Consider the following 18201-nt stretch of genomic DNA (forward strand, 5'->3'; position numbering starts at 1 on the left):
GTGGGCGGTCGTGGCGGCTGTCGTCGCTGCGCTCGTCGCGGCGCCCACCGTAGTGCGGGTTCTCCCGGTGTCCAGCAGCGACGTCCGCGCCGCAACCTTGCTGCAGCGGGTTCGCAATTCGGCGAGCGTTCCGTATTCCGGGTACGCGCAGTCGCAGGGCGGGTTGTCCCTGCCCGTCAGCGGCGACGCGTTCGGCACCATCAGCGACCTGTTCGGTGGTAGCCAGCAGCTGCGGGTGTGGTGGCGTGACGCCACCGACTGGCGCGTCGACACGCTCGACCTGACCGGCGAGACCGACCTGCACCGCGACGCCGGCGGCCTGTCGACGTGGGACTACGAGTCCGGGGAGGTCCGGCAGACGTCGAGCACCGCCGCCGTGCGCCTGCCCCGTTCCGACGACCTCGTACCCGGCAATCTGGCCCGCCGGCTGCTCAGCGAGGTCGACGCCTCCGACGTCAGCCGACTTCCCACCAAGCGGATCGCCGGGTACACCGCCGCCGGCCTTCGGGTACGGCTTCGCGACAGCGGCTCGACCGTCACCGCCATCGACGTCTGGGCGCTGGCCGGCAGCGGGCTGCCGGTGTCCGTCGCGGTGTACGCAGGCGGCAGCCGCACCCCGCTCGTCGCGAGCACACTGCTCGACCTGACGCTCGGCCGGCCCTCGGCCTCGACCGTCGCCTTCCGTCCGGTCGTGGGCACCCGGGTCGAGCGTGACGGCTTCGGCGACATCGTGTCGGCGCTCGATGCCTTCGGCAGCACCCGCCCGCCGGCGGTCGTTGCCGGGCTGGCGCGCCGCACCGATCTCGACCTCGGCGCCGTGGGCGTGTACGGGCGGGGCGTCACGACCGTGGTCGCAGTGCCGTTACCTGCCCGGCTGGCCGGCCAGGTCGTGCCGTCGTTGCGCACCACGCCGCGCGCGGTCGAGGACGACAGCGGGATCGCCGCCGGCGTGGGCGCGCTGAACGTCCAGCTCGGGCCGCCGCGCGGGAACGGTGACCGATGGCTGCTGGTCGGCACGGTCACCGCAACCACGCTGCGCGCCGCGATCGGCGAGCTCCCGCTGCTGCAGCCATACCTCGGACGGCCGGGCCGGTGAACCGTCCGTGATCCGTACCCACGGTCTGACGAAACGCTTCGGCTCGGTGACCGCCGTCGACGGCATCGATCTCGACGTCCGCGCCGGCGACGTCTACGGCTTCCTCGGCGCCAACGGTTCGGGCAAGACGACGACCGTCCGGATGCTGCTCGGCCTGGTGCTGGCCACGTCCGGCGAGATCAGTGTGCTGGACCGGGCGATGCCGAAGTCGGCCCGCGAGGTCCTGCCTCGCGTCGGCGCCCTGATCGAGGGGCCGGGCGCGTACGGCCACCTGTCGGCACGGACCAACCTCGAGCTCATCGATGCCAGTGGCGTGGGCGGCTCGCGGCGCACCCGCACCGCGCGCATCGACGGCGTGCTCGAGCAGGTCGGACTCGACGCGGTGGGGCGCCGGCCCGTGAAGGCGTTCTCGCTCGGGATGCGCCAGCGGCTTGGGCTCGGAGCGGCGCTGCTGCGGCGTCCCGAACTGCTCATCCTCGACGAGCCGACCAACGGCCTGGACCCACAGGGCATCCACGAGATCCGCGACCTGTTGCTGGCTCTGAACCGCGACGGCACCACCGTGTTCCTTTCCTCGCACCTGCTGTCGGAGATCGAGCAGATGTGCACCCGGATCGGCGTCCTGGACCGCGGGCGGCTTGTGGTGCAGGAGTCCCTCGAGGTGCTGCGTGCCCCTACCGGTCTCACCGAGGTGCGGACGTCCCAACCGGCCGCGGCCGTGTCGACGCTGGGGGCACGCGTGGTGTCGCGCGTCGACGACCTGCTCCTGGTGCGTGACGGTGGGCCGGCCGAGCTGGCCGAGCTGCTGGTACGCGCCGGCGTTCCGGTCGACGGGCTCGCCGCGCAGCGGCACACCCTCGAAGAGGTCATCCTCGAGCGCACGTCCGCCGGCTCCGACCGGGTGGCCGCTGCGCATCGAGTGGTGGCGTCGTGATCGCCGTCGAGCTGCGCAAGCTCGCCCGTCGTCCACGGACCTGGCTCACGCTGCTGCTGCTCAACGCGCTGCCGACGCTCGTCGCGGTGCTGCTGGCCACCACCGACATCGCGCCGCGACCGGGTTCAGGTCCGGCGTTCCTGTCGGCGGTGCTGTCGAACGGGTCGCTTTTCGCGGTGGCCGCGCTGGCCATCGTGCTGCCGCTGTTCCTGCCCATTGCGGTGGCGGTGATCGGCGGCGACTCGATCGCCGGCGAGGCGCAGTCCGGGACGTTGCGCTACCTGCTGGCCCGCCCGGTCGGACGTACCCGGCTGCTGACGGCCAAGCTGGTCACGGTGCTGGCGTTCACGGTGCTGGCCGTCGTTCTGGTGGCCGGCATCGGGTTCGTGGTCGGCGTGCTGCTGCTCGGCAACGACCCGGCCACCGCCGGCTCGACCATCGCCAGCGTCTCCGGTTCGGCGCTGACGCCGACCCAGGTGGCACTGCGGACGCTGCTGGCCATGGGTTACGTCGCGCTGTCGATGCTGGGCGTGGCCGCGTTGGCCCTGCTGCTGTCGACGGTCACCGATTCGCCGCTGGCTGCCACGCTCGGCGCTATCGCGTTCCTCATCGGGTCGTCGGTGCTGCTCACCCTCGATGCCGCGCGGCCGCTGCAGCCCTACCTGCCGACCCGGTACTGGCTGTCGTTCATCGACCTGTTCCGCGATCCGATCCTGTGGCGCAACGTCGAGCGCGGTGTGCTGCTGCAGCTGGTCTACGTCGCGGTGTTCCTGCTCGCCGCGTGGGCCAACTTCAGCACGAAAGACGTCAAGAGCTGATGCAGTTGGCCGGCACCCGCGTGACGGGCGGACCGGCAGCAAGCTCCGCGAGCACGATCGCCTGCACGGCCGGGTCGGTGGGCAGGCCCTCGTGCTTGACGGGGTCGTTCGGGCAGACGCTTTGAACGGTGAGGTCCACGGCGCCGTGGAGGCGGGCCGACGACGGCGGTAGGACGACATCGTCGTGGGTCGTCCAGATGGAGACGAAGCGCGGTCCGGCCGGCGTCTCGTCACCGGCGTTCAAGCCGGCCAGCAGCGTGCTGTCGGTCGCGAGTTGGCGGCAGGCGGTCGGGCACGCGCCGGGCAGCGCGGTGCCCGCCAGGCTGGCGACGTCCGTGCCGTGCTGCGGCGAGCCCAGGCTGATGACGTGCCGGGCCCGCGCCGCGCCGCCGTGACTGCGCACCCACAGCCGGGCGACCACACCGCCGGCCGAGTACCCGATGACGTCGACCGACGTGGCCTTCGTCCGGGCCAGGATCGTGTCGACGGTATTGCCGAGCGAGCGGGCCTGCGCATCGAGGTCGCCGCGGCCGTCGCCGGGCAGGTCGAACACGGTCGCGTCCTTGCCGTGCTCACGCAGGAAGGCGGCCAGGGCGGAGACGCTCGTCGTCGACCCGCCGTAACCGGGCACGAGCACGACCGGACCGGGTGTCTGCTGCGACACCGGCTTCGCGTCGTCGCCACCGACAACCGCGACCACGGTGATCGCGACCGCGGCCGCCACCACCAGCGCCAGCACGACAAGCACGAGCCGTCGACGAGCCGGGGCAAGGGACGCGAACACCGACCCATGGTGCCTGCCGCTCCTGAGACCGCCCGACTTGTCCGCGCTCCCGCCGGGGCCTTCCGCGGTGCATGATGCGCGCATGCGACTCGCGCGGGTGCTTGTCTCGGCCACCGTCCTGCTGCTCGCTGCCACCGGCGCTAGCCCGGCGTGCGCCACGCCGCTGGCGCATGCACCCTCGACCCTGCGGGTGGGCGCACTGACGCTGAGCCGGTGCAATCTCGGGACGAGCCGGACCACGTACTGCGGCTCGTTGCGGGTGCCGCTCGACCCCGCCGACGGGAAGGCCGGCACGATCAAGATCGGCCTCGGGTGGCTGCCCAGCAGCGGGACTGCGCGCGGCACCGTCCTGGCCCAGGAGGGCGGGCCCGGCTACCCGTCGACCGGCACCGCGGCCGACTTCGAGACCATGTTCGGGCCGACGCTTGCGCACCGCAACCTGCTGCTCGTCGACGCCCGGGGCACCGGCCGCTCGACGCCCATCGACTGCGAGCCGCTGCAATCGCTGCCGTCGCCGACGCCGCGGTTCACTGCAGCTGCCGACGCGTGTGGCCGTCAGCTGAACCACACCTTCCGCCGCACCGGTGGCGGGTGGGTGCACGCGTCCGATCTGTTCAGCACCGCGAACACGGCCCGCGACACTGCGCGGGTGCTTGCCGCCCTGAAGCTGGCGAAGGTCGATCTCTACGGTGACTCGTACGGCACGTACTTCGCCCAGTCGTTCCTGGCGCGGTACCCACGCCTGGTGCGCTCGGTGGTGCTCGACTCCGCCTACGAGGCGCGCGGTCTGGACCCCTGGTACCGGACGACGGTGAGCACCGCGCGGCGGGCGTTCGACACCGTCTGCCGCCGCGCCGTCGGCTGCCCGGGCGGCTGGTCCTGGGCGCGGATCTCCGAGCTCGCTGCAGTGCTGCGCCGGCACGCGGCGACCGGCACCGTCGTCGGGACGGACGCTGTGCGCCACCGGGTGACGGTCGGCGTCACCGCGTTGCTGAACATCGTCAACGACGCGGGGTACGACACCGACCCCTACCGTCAGCTCGACGCAGCCGCTCGCGCCTACCTCGAACGGCGTGACGCCACCCCGTTGCTGCGCCTCTACGCACAGGACGTCGGCTACGACTACAGCGACTATTCGGCCAAGGCCGATTACTACTCCGACGGGCTCTACCTGGCCGTGGCGTGCACGGACTATCCGCAGCTGTTCGACATGCGCTCGTCCCCGTCGATGCGGCGCACCCAGCTCGCGGCGTCGATCAAGGCCCTGCCGGCGCGGACGTTCGCGCCGTTCACCACTCGGGAGTGGTTGACGGTCCTGCCGTACACCGAGACCTACACCGGCTGCCTGGGCTGGCCCGCGCCGACGCATCCGGCCGACCCGCCGATCCCGGCCGGCGCTGCGCTGAACCCGCGGCACATCCCGGTGCTGATCCTCAACGGCCAACTCGACTCGCTGACGCCGGCCGCGGGTGGGGCGCACATCAAACGGCAGATGGGGCGCGGTGCACGCACCATCGTGGCCGCCAACACCGTTCACCTGGTGGCCTTGGAGAACGACAACGTCTGTGGGCGAACGCTGGTGCAGCGCTTCGTCGCGCACCCGACCGGCCGTCTCGACGCCTCGTGTGCCGCACGGATTCCGCGCATCCGGGCCGTGTCGCAGTTCCCCCGGCGGTTCGGCGAGGTGGTCCCGGCCCACGGGCACGCGTCGCCGAACACGCGCCGGCTGGCCGCGATCGCGGTGGCGGCGGCTGGTGACGCGCTGATTCGCTTCGACTATGTCGACGGCGCAAGGGACCTCGGCCTACGCGGCGGCTCGGTGCACTACGACGAGGACGGCAACGCGACGCTGCACGCGGTGCGGTGGACGACGAACACGATGGTGAGCGGGACGGTGACCGTCACCGCTACCGGCGGACGCGGCCACCTGCAGGTGACCGGACCGCGGGGCAGGGTCGTGCACGTACTCGTGCGCTGGGGCAGCGGGCTGCTAGCCACCGCGACCATCGGTCGCACCCGGCTCACCGCACCCGCTCCCTGACAGGAGTCAGGACGTGGCGCGGTCCTGCACCGCGTCGCCGCCGCCCAGCAGATCGCCCTGACCCACCGGCACCTTCGGCTTGGGCAGCGCAACGAGGCGCTGCTCGGCGACCTCGGGCGCCTGGGTGGAGCGCGCGTGCTCAGTGACCTGCCGCGGCGCCTCGATTGCTTCGTCGGGCTTCACAACTTTCAGGTCGATCATCTTGCGGGCGGTGACGAAGACCCGCGTCTCGAGCGAGGACACCGTCTTGTTGTAGTCGCCGACCGCGTTGTTCAGCGACCTGCCGAGCTTGTCGATGTGCCCGCCCATCGTCGAGAGCCGCTGGTAGAGCTCGCGGCCGAGTTGGTGCACCTCGGCAGCGTTCGCGGCGAGCGCCTCCTGCCGCCAGGTGTAGGCGACGGTGCGCAGCAGCGCCACCAGCGTGGACGGCGTGGCCACGACGACGTCCTGGTCGAAGGCCCGCTCGAGCAGCGACGGGTCCTCGCGCAGCGCGGCGTCGAGGAACGCATCCGCCGGCACGAAGCAGACGACGAACTCGGGTGTGGGGGAGAAGTGCTGCCAGTAGGACTTGGCGCCGAGCTGGTCGATGTGCGTGCGCAGGTGCTTGGCGTGCGCCTTGAGCCGCAGCGCCCGGGTGGCCTCGTCCTTGGCCTCCATGGCCTCGAGGTAGCCGCTGAACGCGACCTTCGAGTCGACAACGATGTTCTTGCCGCCGACGAGGCGCACCACGAGGTCGGGACGCAGCACGCCGTCGGGACCGGTCACTGATTCCTGGGTGACGTAATCGATGTGCTCGCTCATTCCGGCCGCCTCGACGGTCCGCTCGAGCTGCATCTCACCCCAACGGCCGCGGACCTGCGGCGCGCGCAGCGCGGTGACGAGCTGTGTGGTCTCGAGGCGTAACTGCTCAGAGGTCTGGCGCATGGTGCCGACCTGCTCGAGCAGCTTCTCGTACGAGCCGGCGCGGTCGCGCTCGACGGAGTTGAGCTGGCTCTGGACGCGTTCGAGGGTCTCGCGCAACGGCAGCACCATGCCCTCGATCGCCTGCTGACGCTGGGCGAGATCGCCGTCCGAGGAGGCCCGAGCCGCGGTCAGCCTGGCCTCGGCCAGCTCCGCAAAGGCCTGATTGTTGGCCTGCAGCGCTTTGCCGGCCAACGAGTCGAACGCCTCGCGCAGCCGACTCTCGGCGACCGCGTCCTCCTCGAGCCGCCGCCGGTGCGACGCCCGCTCGGAGTCGAGGGTGGCTGTCAGTCGAGCGACCTCGTGACGAGCCTCGTGCGTGGCGGCCTCGGTGAGGGCAAGGGTCTCGCGCCCGGCGGCCTCCACCTCGGCGAGCGCGACCCGGTGCGAGGTCTCTGCGCGGGAACGTCCGAACAACAGCCCGATGACCACCCCGGCGGCAAGGGTGAGCACGGCGAGCAGAACAGCAGCGACATCCATGGCTCGATGCTCACACCGGGGTCCGACAGTTTCGGGATCCGACGCGCCCTACCACTCGACTGAAAACCGGCGGCCCGCGCGTCCGTAGAGTCAGAGCTCGTGAGCCTCACCATCGGCATCGTCGGCCTGCCCAACGTCGGCAAGTCCACCCTGTTCAACGCGCTGACCAAGAACGACGTGCTGGCCGCGAACTACCCCTTCGCCACGATCGACCCGAACGTGGGCGTCGTCGGCGTGCCGGACGCCCGGTTGGACGTCCTCTCGAAACTCTTCTCGTCGGCCAAGACCGTCCCGGCCACCGTGTCGTTCGTCGACATCGCCGGCATCGTCCGCGGCGCCAGCACCGGCGAGGGACTGGGCAACAAGTTCCTGGCCAACATCCGCGAGGCCGACGCGATCTGCCAGGTCATTCGCGCGTTCAGCGACCCGAACGTCGTGCACGTCGACGGCAAGGTCGACCCCGCGTCCGACATAGAGACCATCAACACCGAGCTGATCCTGGCCGACCTGCAGACGCTCGAGAACGCGCTGCCGCGCCTGCAGAAGGACGTCCGCCTGCACAAGGACCGGGCATCCGTCTTGGCCGCCGCCGAGCAGGCCATCGAGCTGCTGCAACGAGGCACGACCCTGTACTCCGCCGGGATCGACCGCGAGCCGCTGCGCGAGCTGACGCTCATGACCACCAAGCCGTTCCTGTACGTGTTCAACGTGGACTCCAACGAGCTCGAGAACGCCGACTTCATCACCGAGCTGCGCGCCCTTGTCGCCCCGGCCGAGGCGATCTTCCTCGACGCCAAGACCGAGGCCGAGCTGATCGAACTCGACGCCGCCGAGGCACTGGAACTACTGCAGTCCATGGGCCAGGAGGAGTCTGGAATCGATCAGCTGGCACGCGTCGGCTTCGCAACGCTGGGCCTGCAGACCTACCTGACGGCCGGCCCCAAGGAGTCGCGGGCCTGGACGATCCCGGTCGGTGCCACCGCCCCGCAGGCCGCGGGCGTCATCCATACTGACTTCGAGCGCGGCTTCATCAAGGCCGAGGTGGTGTCCTACGGCGACCTCGTCGACGCCGGTTCGATGGCCGAAGCCAAGTCGCGCGGCAAGGTGCGCATCGAGGGCAAGGACTACCTGATGCAGGACGGCGACGTGGTCGAGTTCCGCTTCAACGTCTGACGGCCCCCGAGAATCCCAGCAAAAATGGGCCTCAGAGGCCCTATTTCGGGGTTCTAGTCCGCAAAAAGTCCGCAGAATTTTCCGGCGAGGTCGCGGAGCGCATCAGATCGGCGGCCGCGGCGCGGGTGCGATCCTCGGCCGTCGGCCACAGGTGGGCGTAGGTCCGCAGGGTCGTGGTTGCCGAGGCGTGACCGAGCGCGCGCTGCACGGTGACGACGTCGCAGCCGGCCGCGATGAGTCCCGAGGCGTAGAAGTGGCGCAGGTCGTGCAAGCGGATGCCGGTGACTCCAGCGGTGGTCTGGGTCTTGCGCCACCAGTAGCCGACCGTGTTCTGGTGCGGCGGGTCACCGGGCTCGCCCTGGAACATCCACCGGTCCGACGACCGCCCGAAGGTGTGCGCCTCGACGTGCTGTCCGAGCAGCGTGGTGAGGTCATCGGGCAGGTGGATGACCCGCTCCGAGCCGTACTTTGGAGCCTTGATCTCGACCTGCCGGTCACCAGCCCGCTGCACCTGACGGGCGACGGTGAGCCTGCGCCGCAGAAAGTCGATGTCAGCGACTTGGACGGCGGCCGCTTCCCCGAGGCGCAACCCGGCGAAGGCGCACAGCGCGACGAAGGCGCGGAACGATTCGTCGGCAGCGGTGAGCAGGACGCCGACGTCGTGGACGGTCGGGATGCTCATGCTGGCGTCGGCGCGCCGCTGGCGGGGGAGCCGAACCGCCTCGGTGGGGTCACGCACGATGAGCCGGTCGCGGACGGCAGCGCGGAAGACGCCGCGCACGTTGTTGTATCGGGTCTTGATGGTCCCTGGGGCGAGTGGCTGGTCGGCCATCCGCTTGATCCACGCCTCGATGTGGGAGTGACTCACCTGCCCGATCTGGTAGCGACCGAGGTCGGAGGAGCGCATGGCGAGGTCCATGGCGGTGCGGGTGCCGGAGGCCCAGACCTGACGCCGCGACCAATCGTCGTAGAAGGCCTGGACCGTGATCTTGCTCAGGCGTGGGACGACATGGGCACCGGTCGCGACCGCGACGGTCTGTTCGGCCAGCCAGGTCTCGCCGTCGATCTTGCGGTCGAAGTGCCGGGAGTGTTCGCGGTCCTGGTCGTCGCGATAGCGCGCGCGCCATCGTCCGTCGGGTCGGCGCTTGATGCTGGCCATGGGCGATCAGCTTTCTAGGGCGAGTCAGTGAAAGTCTGGCACGGTGTCACGGCGTGGCACCCGGGCCGGTCAGGAGGCCTTGGGTTGGCCGTCGGCGCTCTGCTGATCGGCGAGCCAGGCGAGTACGTCGCTGCGCCAGTAAACGACTCGGCGCGGCAGCCGAAAGCTCTTCGGGCCGGCGTTCTTCGAACGCCAGTAGCGCACTGTGGGGGCCGGGGTGCGGAGAAATGCCGCTACCTCCGCGGTGGTCATCAGCTCGTCTGGTTCGTTCATGGTCGGTCTCCTGCGACTGTGCTCGACTCGGGCTGACTCGAGCTGGTCGTTGCACGGTAGGTCGGGGGTATGCCACCAGTCCGGGTTCAGCTGTAGTGGTAGCGGGCTTGCAGGATGACGAGGTCGTCGCCGTCGACGAGGTAGACGAGTCGGTGTTCTTCGGTGATGCGGCGCGACCAGGCGCCGGTGAGGGCGTGACGTAGTTGTTCGGGTTTGCCGATGCCGGTGAAGGGGTCGCGGAGCGCGTCGTCGATGAGTCGGTTGATGCGTTTGACGTTGTTTCGGTCGGCCGTGAGCCAGTGGGTGTAGTCGGCCCAGCCGTGCGGGGTGAAGACGACGCGCATCGGGTGCCCGGGTGACGTCGTCAGCGTTCGAGCTGGTGTTCTTCGCGTTCGCCGCGGTGGGCCTGGGCGAGGCTTTCGAGCAGGCGACGGGCGTTGGCGGGGGAGCGGAGCAGATGCGCGGTCTCTTCGAGGGCGTCGTAGTCGGCGCGGGACATCAGGACGGCGTCACCGCGTTTGGAGGTGATCTCGACGGGGGTGCGGTCGTCGTTGACCTGCTCGATGAGCGGGAAGAGGTTCTTGCGGGCTTCGGACGCGGTGATCGCCATGACGAACTCCTCTGGTCTGGTACCAGATACGGTACCATTGAGGGGGCGGCGAGGAGAAGATCTGAAACCCCGCCGGGTCAGCACCACGCCACCGCGTTGTCGGCCCTGTCATCTGCCCCTGCCTGGCTGATTCCTGGGTCCGTTCCCGAGTGCTCGTGCGTAGTCCATGGTCGGCGGCGGCGCGGGGATCGCCGGCTTCTCGGCGGGCGCTTGTAGCCGCGTGCGTGTGCCGGGTGGTGGCGACGGTAGCCGGGAGGTGTCGTCGGTGGCGGTGTTCGTGGTGGCAACGATGCGCCAGTGCAGTGCCGCGGCCGGTTGCTCATCGGGCAGCGGCTGCTCGTTGGCGATGTTCGTGAGGGCAGGTCGGTTCAGGCCGGCGCGTGCGGCGGTGTCCAGATTGGCGGCGGTCTGGGGCCAGGCGGGATCGGTCGTGATCCGCGGAGCGACGGCGGTCGCCCAGTCGTGCCAGCGGCCGGTGGCCGAGTCGGCGGATCCGAGGAGGGTCTCGACGCGTCGGTCGAGGTCGCGTTGCGCCTTCCAGCCTGCGTAGTCGGTGCGACGTGGGCCGCTGGGTCGTAGGTCGGTGTCGGGGATGTTGTGGCCGGCGCGCCAGACGGCGAGGTCTGCGGCGAGGTCGCGGTCACGCTCGATGAGCGGGCCGGCCCAGGTGGGTGCTGTGGCCGGGGTCCACTGCGCGACCTGGGTGCGCAGGGCGGCGGCGTGACGGTCGATGAGTTCGTGGCGGCGGTCGAAGTATCGGTGCCAGTAGTCGTCGGCTTCTAGGCTCTTCGGGACGGCGGGTAGCGCCGGGGCGGTGCTGCTGCCGTGGCGTTGTTCGGGTTGTATCCGCCAGGCCAGGACCGCTGCTGGGTCGTCCGCGCTGCTCAGGTCTTGCCGGTCGACGGCGCGTTGGAGGGTGTCGTAGGGGTTGGTGCCGTCCAGGCCGGTCATGATCAGTTGGTGCTGCAGTGCCGGCCAGGCGTCGCAGTCGGTGACCCCGGGGACCATCTGTTCGGCGCGGCCGGTGAGCCGGGCCAGGTTCTCGGGCCCGAGCAGGGACCGGCTGGCGACGTCGAGGGCGTCGAGGTACTGGGCGACCTGTTTGCCCAGCAGCAGCGCGGGATCACTGGCGGCGTGCTGTTCGCTGGTGGCCGATGTCGCGGTGTCCTCGTGGGTGAGCGCGCTGGTGAGGATCTCGGCCGCGGTGCGGGGATGGACAGCGTCGGTGTGAGTGACGTCGTCGGGGTCGGTGCCGGTGGTGATGTCGAGGTAGAGGTGGTTGGCCAGACGTCCACGGGTCAGCCCGACGTAGAGCAGGCCGCGGTCTTCCTGACCGGTGGCGGCGGCGTGGGCGGTGTCGGCAGTGAGTCCTTGGGCGGCGTGGATGGTGGCGGCGTAGCCGAGTTGGACGTGCTCGCTGACGTAGGCGGCGGGCAGGAGGGCGCGCCGGCGGGCGTGGGTGTGGGAGACATCGAGGCTGCCGTCGGCGTGGACGCCGGTGATCGTCCACCGGTCGCCGTTGGTGACCCAGTCGGTGGCCGAGGTGGCCAGCCGGCGGTCATTGTGTCGGGTGACGATGATGTCGCCTACCGAGGCGCTGGTGCCGTCGGTGAGGGCCACCTCGTGCCCGTTCGGTGTGTCTGAGGTGGTGAGCCGGTCGTGGCGGGCGCGCAGGTTGAGGTCGCGGACCTGGTTGCGGGTGGGGGCGAGCAGGACGCTGTCGAGCCCGGCGGCGCGGTCCGCGGCCCAGCCTTGGTAGGCCTGTTCGAGGCTGGTGGTGGTGTCGCCGACGTGGATGCGGTGGTGGTCGGTGTAGTAGGCGATCGCGGTCGGGTCGCCTTCGCGCAGGGCGAGGGAGGCGGCGGCTTCGCCGTGATTCGGGCGTCCGTCGGGGTGGGTGAAGCGGCGGACGGTGTGCAGGGTGGCGGCGCCGTGGGTGCGTTCGAGGTCGCGCAGCAGGCCGCCGGCGCCGATGGCGGCGAGCTGCCGGTTGTCGCCGACGAGCCGCACGGACCCACCCTGCTCGACGACGAACTTGATGGCGGTGGCGAGGTCGAGGGTGCCGGCCATGCCCGCCTCGTCGATGATCACGAGGCTGTCCGGGCCGATCGCGGTGGCCCAGTCTGGGACTGCGCGGCCGGTGGTGATGGCGTCGACGAGCTTGGCGAGGGTGTCGGCCGCGAAGGCGTGTTCGGCGAGTTCGCTGCGCAGGATGTGCGCTGCTCCGGCTGAGGGGGCGAGCCCGATGACCGTCCCTCCGTCGGCTGTCCAGGACGCTGCGAGGGCGCGCATGGCGACGGTCTTGCCGGTTCCGGCGGGGGCGAGCGTGAGCTGCACCCGCGCACCTGACGTGGCCAGGTCACGGACCATGGCGGCCTGGTCCTCGCCGAGGGTGAGTCCGTTAGCGGCCGACTCGAGCAGCGCCAGCGAAACCACGGAGGTGTCGATCCGGCGTCCGTCGTGGCGGTCGGCGAGGTCGAGGACGGTGCGTTCGGCCTCGAGGATGGCGGGGGAGCTGTAGCGGGCGGAGCCGGCGATCTCGTAGACCGAGGTGCCGTCCGAGCGCCGCAGGATCGCGGGTTCCTCGAGCTGCGGGCGAGCGGTCAAGGCCACGGACAGGGCGGGGGACAGGACCCGTTCGACGACGGTGTCGACGAGCGCATCGAGCTGGTTGGCGCGAAAGTCTGGCACGGCGTCATGGCAGCGCACCTGTCGCTCGGTTTCGGCGCGCACATGGTTGATCTGCCAGGTCGCGCGGTCGTGCTCCAGCGTGGCGAGCACGTCGCGGGCCAGCGCGTCGACGTCGAGCGGCCGCCGGGCCGGCGCGAGCGTGGGTGTCAATACGTCCCGCACGCCGCGGTCGACGGCCTGCTCCCCGCCCAGCACGATGGCAGCGTCCGCGCGCCAGGCGGCGCGTTGCTCGCCCAACGCACGGGGCGCGTGCTTGCCCTCCCGGGTCGCGAGGGTGGCCTGCTGCGCGAGGTCTTGGCCCTCGACCGAGGTCGGTGGCCGTCCGTGCTCGGCCTGGAACCGGGTCCGCAGCTCGGCGAGTGCGGGCTCGATGTCCGCCCGCCGCGAGGACCAGGCACGCAGCAGTTCGGGGTCGAGGCCGACGATCTCGCGGACCGGACGTTTCCCGTCCGACGCGGCGCGGTCGGCGAACCGGACCCCGATCCGTTCGGTGAGCAGGGCTTCCAGGCGGGTGTTGTACCGCTCGGACGCGGCGACCTTGTTCTTGAACAGCGCTCGCCCGTCGAGGGCGAGCCAGGTCCCGTCGAGGGCGCAGACCTTGTTCGACACGGCGACGTGGGTGTGCAGATCCGGGTCACCGGCGCGCGAGTCGCGGTGGGTGAACGCGGCCGCGAGGAACCCGGTGGTCTCGACCTGGGCGGGTCCGCCGTTACCGCGGCGGGTGTAGCAGGCGTGCTTCTCCAGCCAGCTGATCGTGTCCGCGACCGCGTCGTGATGGGTCTCGGCGATCAGCTCCGACACCTCCCGCGGCGCGATCGCCCACAACGCGGACACGCTCTTCACCGGCGAGAACGTCAGGTCATACCCCGCCACCGTCGACGCCGCCGGGCGCGAGGACCGGGCCAGGAACCCGGATAGCTCACGCTCATCCGCGGGTGCTCGGCCGTGCTGATCGGCGAACATTGTCCGCGCCAAACTCGACCGGAACGCGGCACGCACCTCGGGGTCAATCGCGCTGTTCGTGGGCCGGTCGTGCGTCTCGTTGTGCTCCCGATAGACCTGCGCGAGCCGCTGCTGGAACTCACTCGTGCCCTCGTAGGTGCGGAACTCCCGCCCCAGCAACGTCGCCCGATGAAACCGGCGCCCGCGCACACCCTGGGCGGCGAGGTCACGTTCGATGACGTGCGCGTTGGGGTGGCGGCCCTCCCCGAACAGCGCGACCATCTGCCGCTCGTAGACCCGTCCGCCGGCCTCGAGGACCGGGATCTCGAAAATGTTTGGCACGGTGGACCCGCATGACGCGATCCCGCTGCCCAGCCACACACCGGGGGACTCGCCCTTCTGCTCGTAGTACGTCCCGAGGGTCGAATAGCCGCGGTTGGTGTCGTCGCCGGCCGCGACCTGGCGGGTCAGATACGTGTACCCGCTGCCCGCGGCGAGCTTGTGCAGACCCATCACCCGCACACCGTCCAACAGGGGTATGCCACCCATCCCGGGAACGGGCCCGGAATGCACCAGGTGTGTGGCATCTCGGTTCTGTGAGGCGACGTGTGAGGTGCTCGGCGATCGTCGTCGTCTTCGGTGGGGGAGAGCGGCGGCTGGTTGCAGTGGTTCGGTTGTGCCGGTGAGACTTGCGGCGTGGGTTTCGAGGGTCGCCGTCGTCTGGGCGGTGCGGTCTACCGGGGTGATGGCGCCGGGATCGTCGCCGTGATGACCGTGGAGGTAGCGCGAGAGCTACCCCAGATCGCGGGCCAGGCTGTCCTGGTCGCGCTGGCCCAGCAGACCCCGGGCGCCGCCGGGGTCGCCCGAGCCATCGTCACCCGTCTGAGCGAACGGGAGTGGGACGGAGACGACGAGCTCCGCACCCAACTCGAACAGGCCCTCGGCGACGACGCGGGCTCAGCTCTGCCGCCGATCCCGCTCGACCTGGACCAGCTCGTCGATCTGCTGCAAGGCGGAGAACACCACTGCGGTGGACGACTCAACGTCCGCACCGGCGAAGCACTCCCGGACCTGCTATTCGCCGAGTTGCCCGACCAGTTCGACGAGGACGAGCAAGCGGTCGAGGACGAGTGGCTCTACGTCGACGCGCTGGGCTCGCGAGAGGCCTACCGCGACATGGAGCGGTTCATCGCCGACATCGTCCCCTCGCTGATGGCCGGCCCGTTGACCGAAGCCATCACCGGCAAAGGCGCCTTCGCCCGGTTCCGATCCCGCATCGCCGAGTAGCCCGACCTCGTCGACGCCTGGCGCCTCTACAGCGAGGAACGCTGGCTCGGCCGAGCCCGCCTCTGGCTGGCAGAAGCCGGCTATCGACCCGCGTGACTTCAAGCTTCGTCCGAGACGCGCGTCGATGCCCTGCCGTCAGCGCAGGTGCTTCGCGGCCACATCCGTGACCGAGGCATCGGCGAGCCGCGACTAGGTCTGCGGAGCCGCGGCAACCGCGAGAGCCGAGCCGAACAGCAGGTGCTTGCCGGCCCTGACGAACGTTCAGTGTGTGCAGCGGTTTGAAGGCGCGCCCTTTGCCTGCGAGAGAGCACGTCCGTTGCCGTGCGTTCGCCGATCCAGTTCCCGGCGGGTAGCCGTACCTGTGCGGCAAGCTCGGCGGGAGCAAAGCCATGCTTGCCTCCCAGCCAGCTGTCGAGCACGTCGAGGGACACGCCGATGCGGCCGGCGACGGTCGCCGCGCCTGCGGGTGCCTCCGGCGGCACGGATTCGAGGATCGCACCGACAAGGGTCGTGTCGCCGTTTTCGATGGCCTCGGCGATCAGTCGCAGCGTGGTCGACGCCAGCGCCCGTGCTTCGCCGACCGGAGTGAACAAGCCATGTTGCGTCGTTCGACGGCGCGATCCAGCGCGGCCTGCAATGTCTCGACGTCCTCCACGTCGAGGTTGTCGACGTCGGACCCCTCCTCGGCGAGCAATGGAGCGAGCTCTTGCATCATCTCGCCGGCTATGCCGGGGTGTGCTTGATCTGAGGCAGGCCTGGGGGTGGCTCCGGATCCCGCCGTCGCATGTTGGCCACGGCGCCATCATCTCAGCTAGCGGACTCAACGCGGATGTCAGTTTCGAAAGGTCGACGGTTGGTCTCAACATTTTGGCCTGCTCGATCGTGTGTCTTGTGTCCAAGGATGAGTGCCGAGTTGAGGTGACTGCATGACGTTCGAGGAGTTCGTCGACGCGCGCGTGCGGACCTTGATCGGGTTCGCAATCGCGATGACGGGCGACAAGTTCCTCAGTGAGGACCTCGTACAGGACGTGCTGATCAAGGCCCATCAGCGCTGGGAGCATGTATCCGCGTTGGACGACCCACACAGCTATGTGCGTCGCATGCTGGTCAACGAGTACGTCTCGTGGCGACGCAAGTGGTCCAGGCTGATCCCAGTCCCGGACGTCACACAAGCCGTCCAACCCGATCCGGCGGTGCAGTACGTGGACCGCGCCGCGTTGGCCGCTCAGCTGGCCACGCTGACTCGAACCCAACGAGCCGTCCTGGCCCTGCGCTTCTTCGCGGACCTGCCCGACGACGAGATCGCCCGCGCACTCGGCTGCTCGATCAGCACTGTGCGCAGCCACGCATCCCGCGCGCTGGCCGCGCTGCGCACCGACCCCGAGGCGCTCATGCCTTCGCAAAACAGAGAGACATCCTGATGATCGACGATGACCTTCGCGGGTACTACCGCAGCATCTATGTCGACGACGACTCGGTCCAGCGAGTCACCGGCGCCCTGGACACCCGGCCTGCTTGGCCGGCACGCCGAAATTGGGTACCGATCGCGGCAGGCATTGGGATTGCCGCCTGCGTCGCCGCAGCTGCTGCGGCCGTGCTCACCGCCGGCCACAACCGCAACGCACAGCAGTCCGGGTCCACCGGATCGGCCCCGGTCAGCGTCGGGACGACGAGTCCGCCGAGCTCCGCCGCTACCTCTACGGCTGCACCATCGACCCCGACTCGGCTCACCCCGACCCAGATCGTCGCGACGTTCACCGCGCTACTGCCAGGTACGTGGACGGTCCGGACCACCCGCTCGGACGCGCAAAACACCAACGTCGACGTCGTGATCAACGACGGGAACGGCGCCGCACAGGTCAGCGTCGGCCTCGACTACCCACCGATCCACCCCTACGAGACCAAACCCGTCGGATGCAAGGACGACGGCAGCACCTGGCCGGCAGGGGCCTGCACCACTGCGAGTACCGGCGAACAGATCCTGGCGCTCAAGAGTTACGAATACCCCGCTGACCCATCCCGAGGAGCCAAGGAGTGGTACCTCGAGATCCTCCGCCGAGACGGGGTGAAAGTGTCCATCCACGAATGGAACGCCCCCACCGAAAAGGACTCACCGCAGACCCGCCGCAACCCACCGCTGAGCCTGAAGCAGATGCAAGCCATCGCCGCGAGCCCACGCTGGGCACACTGAACGGAGCCGTCCCAGATGGCAAAGCGCGGCAGCGCTCAACGCGGCATGAGAGCGCGGCATGAGAGCGCGGCAGCGCTCAACGCGGCATGAGAGCGCGGCAGCGCTCAACGCGGCATGAGAGCGCGGTGGCCGTTAGTCGACAGCTACCGAACCCAGCAGTCGCAGGGCTTGGTCGAGGGCGCTAGCGCGGATGCCCCATTCGATCTCCGCACCGTCCATGGTCTGACGGTCACAACGACGAAGTCTGGATCCAGAGACCAGTGTTCGCGCCGCGAAGGGGCGCGGCGTGCGCTCAGCGCGACAGACCTCACCCCGACGTAGGCCCGACCAACCGTCAGGTGCCGGTCGTTGATGGCGGTGCTGTAGGTCGACCACCTATCCGTTACGGCTGGCTGGCGACCCGAGAGGATCCGAAAGGCGCTTCGCACGGTCCCCTTCGATGACACGTTCTTGCCGTCCCAGCGCCTAGGGACCGAGATCAGCCCAGCAAGCGCGTCAAGACGGAACTCGATCACCAGGGAAGTATCGCCCGTTCATCGTGATTACCGCCGCGCAACGCGGCATAAGAGCGCGCAGCGCTCAACGCGGCATGACAGCGCGGCAGTGCTCAACTGCTCGTATTGTCTTTGGTCGCCTATTCACCGGATGTGAACGCGTCGGGTGAACGGTTTGTTGTGGCTGGCCGGGCCCGCGCCGTCCTGATCTTCGCGATCGTGGCTATCGTGTGCGACGCCCTCGTCGCGCTCATGGCCTACGCGGACT

General features: G+C 69.8%; 16 protein-coding genes. 8 read left to right on the forward strand and 8 right to left on the reverse strand.

Features of this window, described 5'->3' with window-relative positions; translation table 11 throughout:
* The first annotated feature begins 10 nt into the window (after window positions 1-10).
* The 3 genes from ACFFC4_RS08105 to ACFFC4_RS08115 are packed head-to-tail and all read left to right on the forward strand — an operon-like array spanning window position 11 to window position 2848.
* Window positions 11-1096: a transcriptional regulator gene (locus tag ACFFC4_RS08105; RefSeq protein ID WP_375499590.1), complete on the forward strand. Its 1086-nt coding sequence runs from the start codon at window positions 11-13 to the stop codon at window positions 1094-1096.
* Window positions 1097-1103: 7 nt separating this feature from the next.
* Window positions 1104-2030, forward strand: a complete 927-nt coding sequence (locus ACFFC4_RS08110) for an ABC transporter ATP-binding protein (RefSeq protein WP_375499592.1) — start codon at window positions 1104-1106, stop codon at window positions 2028-2030.
* On the forward strand, window positions 2027-2848 hold the full coding sequence (locus ACFFC4_RS08115) for an ABC transporter permease (RefSeq protein WP_375499594.1): 822 nt from the start codon (window positions 2027-2029) through the stop codon (window positions 2846-2848). Before ACFFC4_RS08110 ends, ACFFC4_RS08115 begins: the two co-directional genes overlap by 4 nt.
* On the opposite strand, the gene ACFFC4_RS08120 is transcribed toward ACFFC4_RS08115, so the two are convergent.
* Entirely contained in the window at window positions 2838-3632 is a 795-nt protein-coding gene (locus ACFFC4_RS08120) for an esterase/lipase family protein (RefSeq protein ID WP_375499596.1), read from the reverse strand. The genes ACFFC4_RS08115 and ACFFC4_RS08120 overlap by 11 nt on opposite strands.
* Window positions 3633-3714: 82 nt before the next feature.
* Here ACFFC4_RS08120 and ACFFC4_RS08125 point away from each other — a divergent pair, with 82 nt between their 5' ends.
* On the forward strand, window positions 3715-5673 hold the full coding sequence (locus ACFFC4_RS08125; RefSeq protein WP_375499598.1) for an alpha/beta hydrolase: 1959 nt from the start codon (window positions 3715-3717) through the stop codon (window positions 5671-5673).
* Window positions 5674-5679: 6 nt separating this feature from the next.
* Here ACFFC4_RS08125 and rmuC read toward each other — a convergent pair whose 3' ends face one another.
* On the reverse strand, window positions 5680-7113 hold the full coding sequence (gene rmuC / locus ACFFC4_RS08130; RefSeq protein ID WP_375499600.1) for a DNA recombination protein RmuC: 1434 nt from the start codon (window positions 7111-7113) through the stop codon (window positions 5680-5682).
* Window positions 7114-7212: 99 nt separating this feature from the next.
* Here rmuC and ychF point away from each other — a divergent pair, with 99 nt between their 5' ends.
* Window positions 7213-8286, forward strand: coding sequence for a redox-regulated ATPase YchF (gene ychF, locus ACFFC4_RS08135; protein WP_375499602.1), 1074 nt, complete (start codon window positions 7213-7215; stop codon window positions 8284-8286).
* Window positions 8287-8326: 40 nt separating this feature from the next.
* Here the strand turns inward: ychF and ACFFC4_RS08140 are convergent, their stop codons facing one another.
* The 5 genes from ACFFC4_RS08140 to mobF form a co-directional block, all read right to left on the reverse strand.
* On the reverse strand, window positions 8327-9445 hold the full coding sequence (locus tag ACFFC4_RS08140; protein ID WP_375499604.1) for a tyrosine-type recombinase/integrase: 1119 nt from the start codon (window positions 9443-9445) through the stop codon (window positions 8327-8329).
* Between the two features lie 69 nt (window positions 9446-9514).
* On the reverse strand, window positions 9515-9718 hold the full coding sequence (locus ACFFC4_RS08145) for a helix-turn-helix transcriptional regulator (protein ID WP_375499606.1): 204 nt from the start codon (window positions 9716-9718) through the stop codon (window positions 9515-9517).
* An 86-nt stretch (window positions 9719-9804) separates the two neighbouring features.
* A complete protein-coding gene (locus tag ACFFC4_RS08150; RefSeq protein WP_375499608.1) occupies window positions 9805-10062 on the reverse strand; it encodes a Txe/YoeB family addiction module toxin in 258 nt (85 codons plus the stop codon).
* A gap of 20 nt (window positions 10063-10082) precedes the next feature.
* Entirely contained in the window at window positions 10083-10328 is a 246-nt protein-coding gene (locus ACFFC4_RS08155) for a type II toxin-antitoxin system Phd/YefM family antitoxin (RefSeq protein ID WP_375499610.1), read from the reverse strand.
* Window positions 10329-10436: 108 nt separating this feature from the next.
* The gene (gene mobF / locus ACFFC4_RS08160) at window positions 10437-14510 is read right to left on the reverse strand and encodes a MobF family relaxase (protein ID WP_375499612.1); all 4074 of its coding nucleotides are present in this window, start codon (window positions 14508-14510) and stop codon (window positions 10437-10439) included.
* A gap of 147 nt (window positions 14511-14657) precedes the next feature.
* Here mobF and ACFFC4_RS08165 point away from each other — a divergent pair, with 147 nt between their 5' ends.
* Window positions 14658-15248, forward strand: coding sequence for a hypothetical protein (locus ACFFC4_RS08165; protein WP_375499614.1), 591 nt, complete (start codon window positions 14658-14660; stop codon window positions 15246-15248).
* Between the two features lie 538 nt (window positions 15249-15786).
* Here the strand turns inward: ACFFC4_RS08165 and ACFFC4_RS08170 are convergent.
* A complete protein-coding gene (locus tag ACFFC4_RS08170) occupies window positions 15787-15963 on the reverse strand; it encodes a hypothetical protein (protein ID WP_375499616.1) in 177 nt (58 codons plus the stop codon).
* Between the two features lie 211 nt (window positions 15964-16174).
* On the opposite strand from ACFFC4_RS08170, the gene ACFFC4_RS08175 reads away from it, so the two are divergent.
* Both ACFFC4_RS08175 and ACFFC4_RS08180 read left to right on the forward strand, forming a co-directional pair.
* Window positions 16175-16669 (forward strand): SigE family RNA polymerase sigma factor, encoded by a 495-nt coding sequence (locus tag ACFFC4_RS08175; protein WP_375499618.1) that lies wholly within the window; start codon window positions 16175-16177, stop codon window positions 16667-16669.
* The gene (locus ACFFC4_RS08180; protein WP_375499620.1) at window positions 16669-17439 is read left to right on the forward strand and encodes a hypothetical protein; all 771 of its coding nucleotides are present in this window, start codon (window positions 16669-16671) and stop codon (window positions 17437-17439) included. Before ACFFC4_RS08175 ends, ACFFC4_RS08180 begins: the two co-directional genes overlap by 1 nt.
* The last annotated feature ends 762 nt before the right edge of the window (window positions 17440-18201 follow it).

Source organism: uncultured Jatrophihabitans sp. (assembly GCF_964244045.1).
GTDB lineage: Bacteria > Actinomycetota > Actinomycetes > Mycobacteriales > Jatrophihabitantaceae > Jatrophihabitans.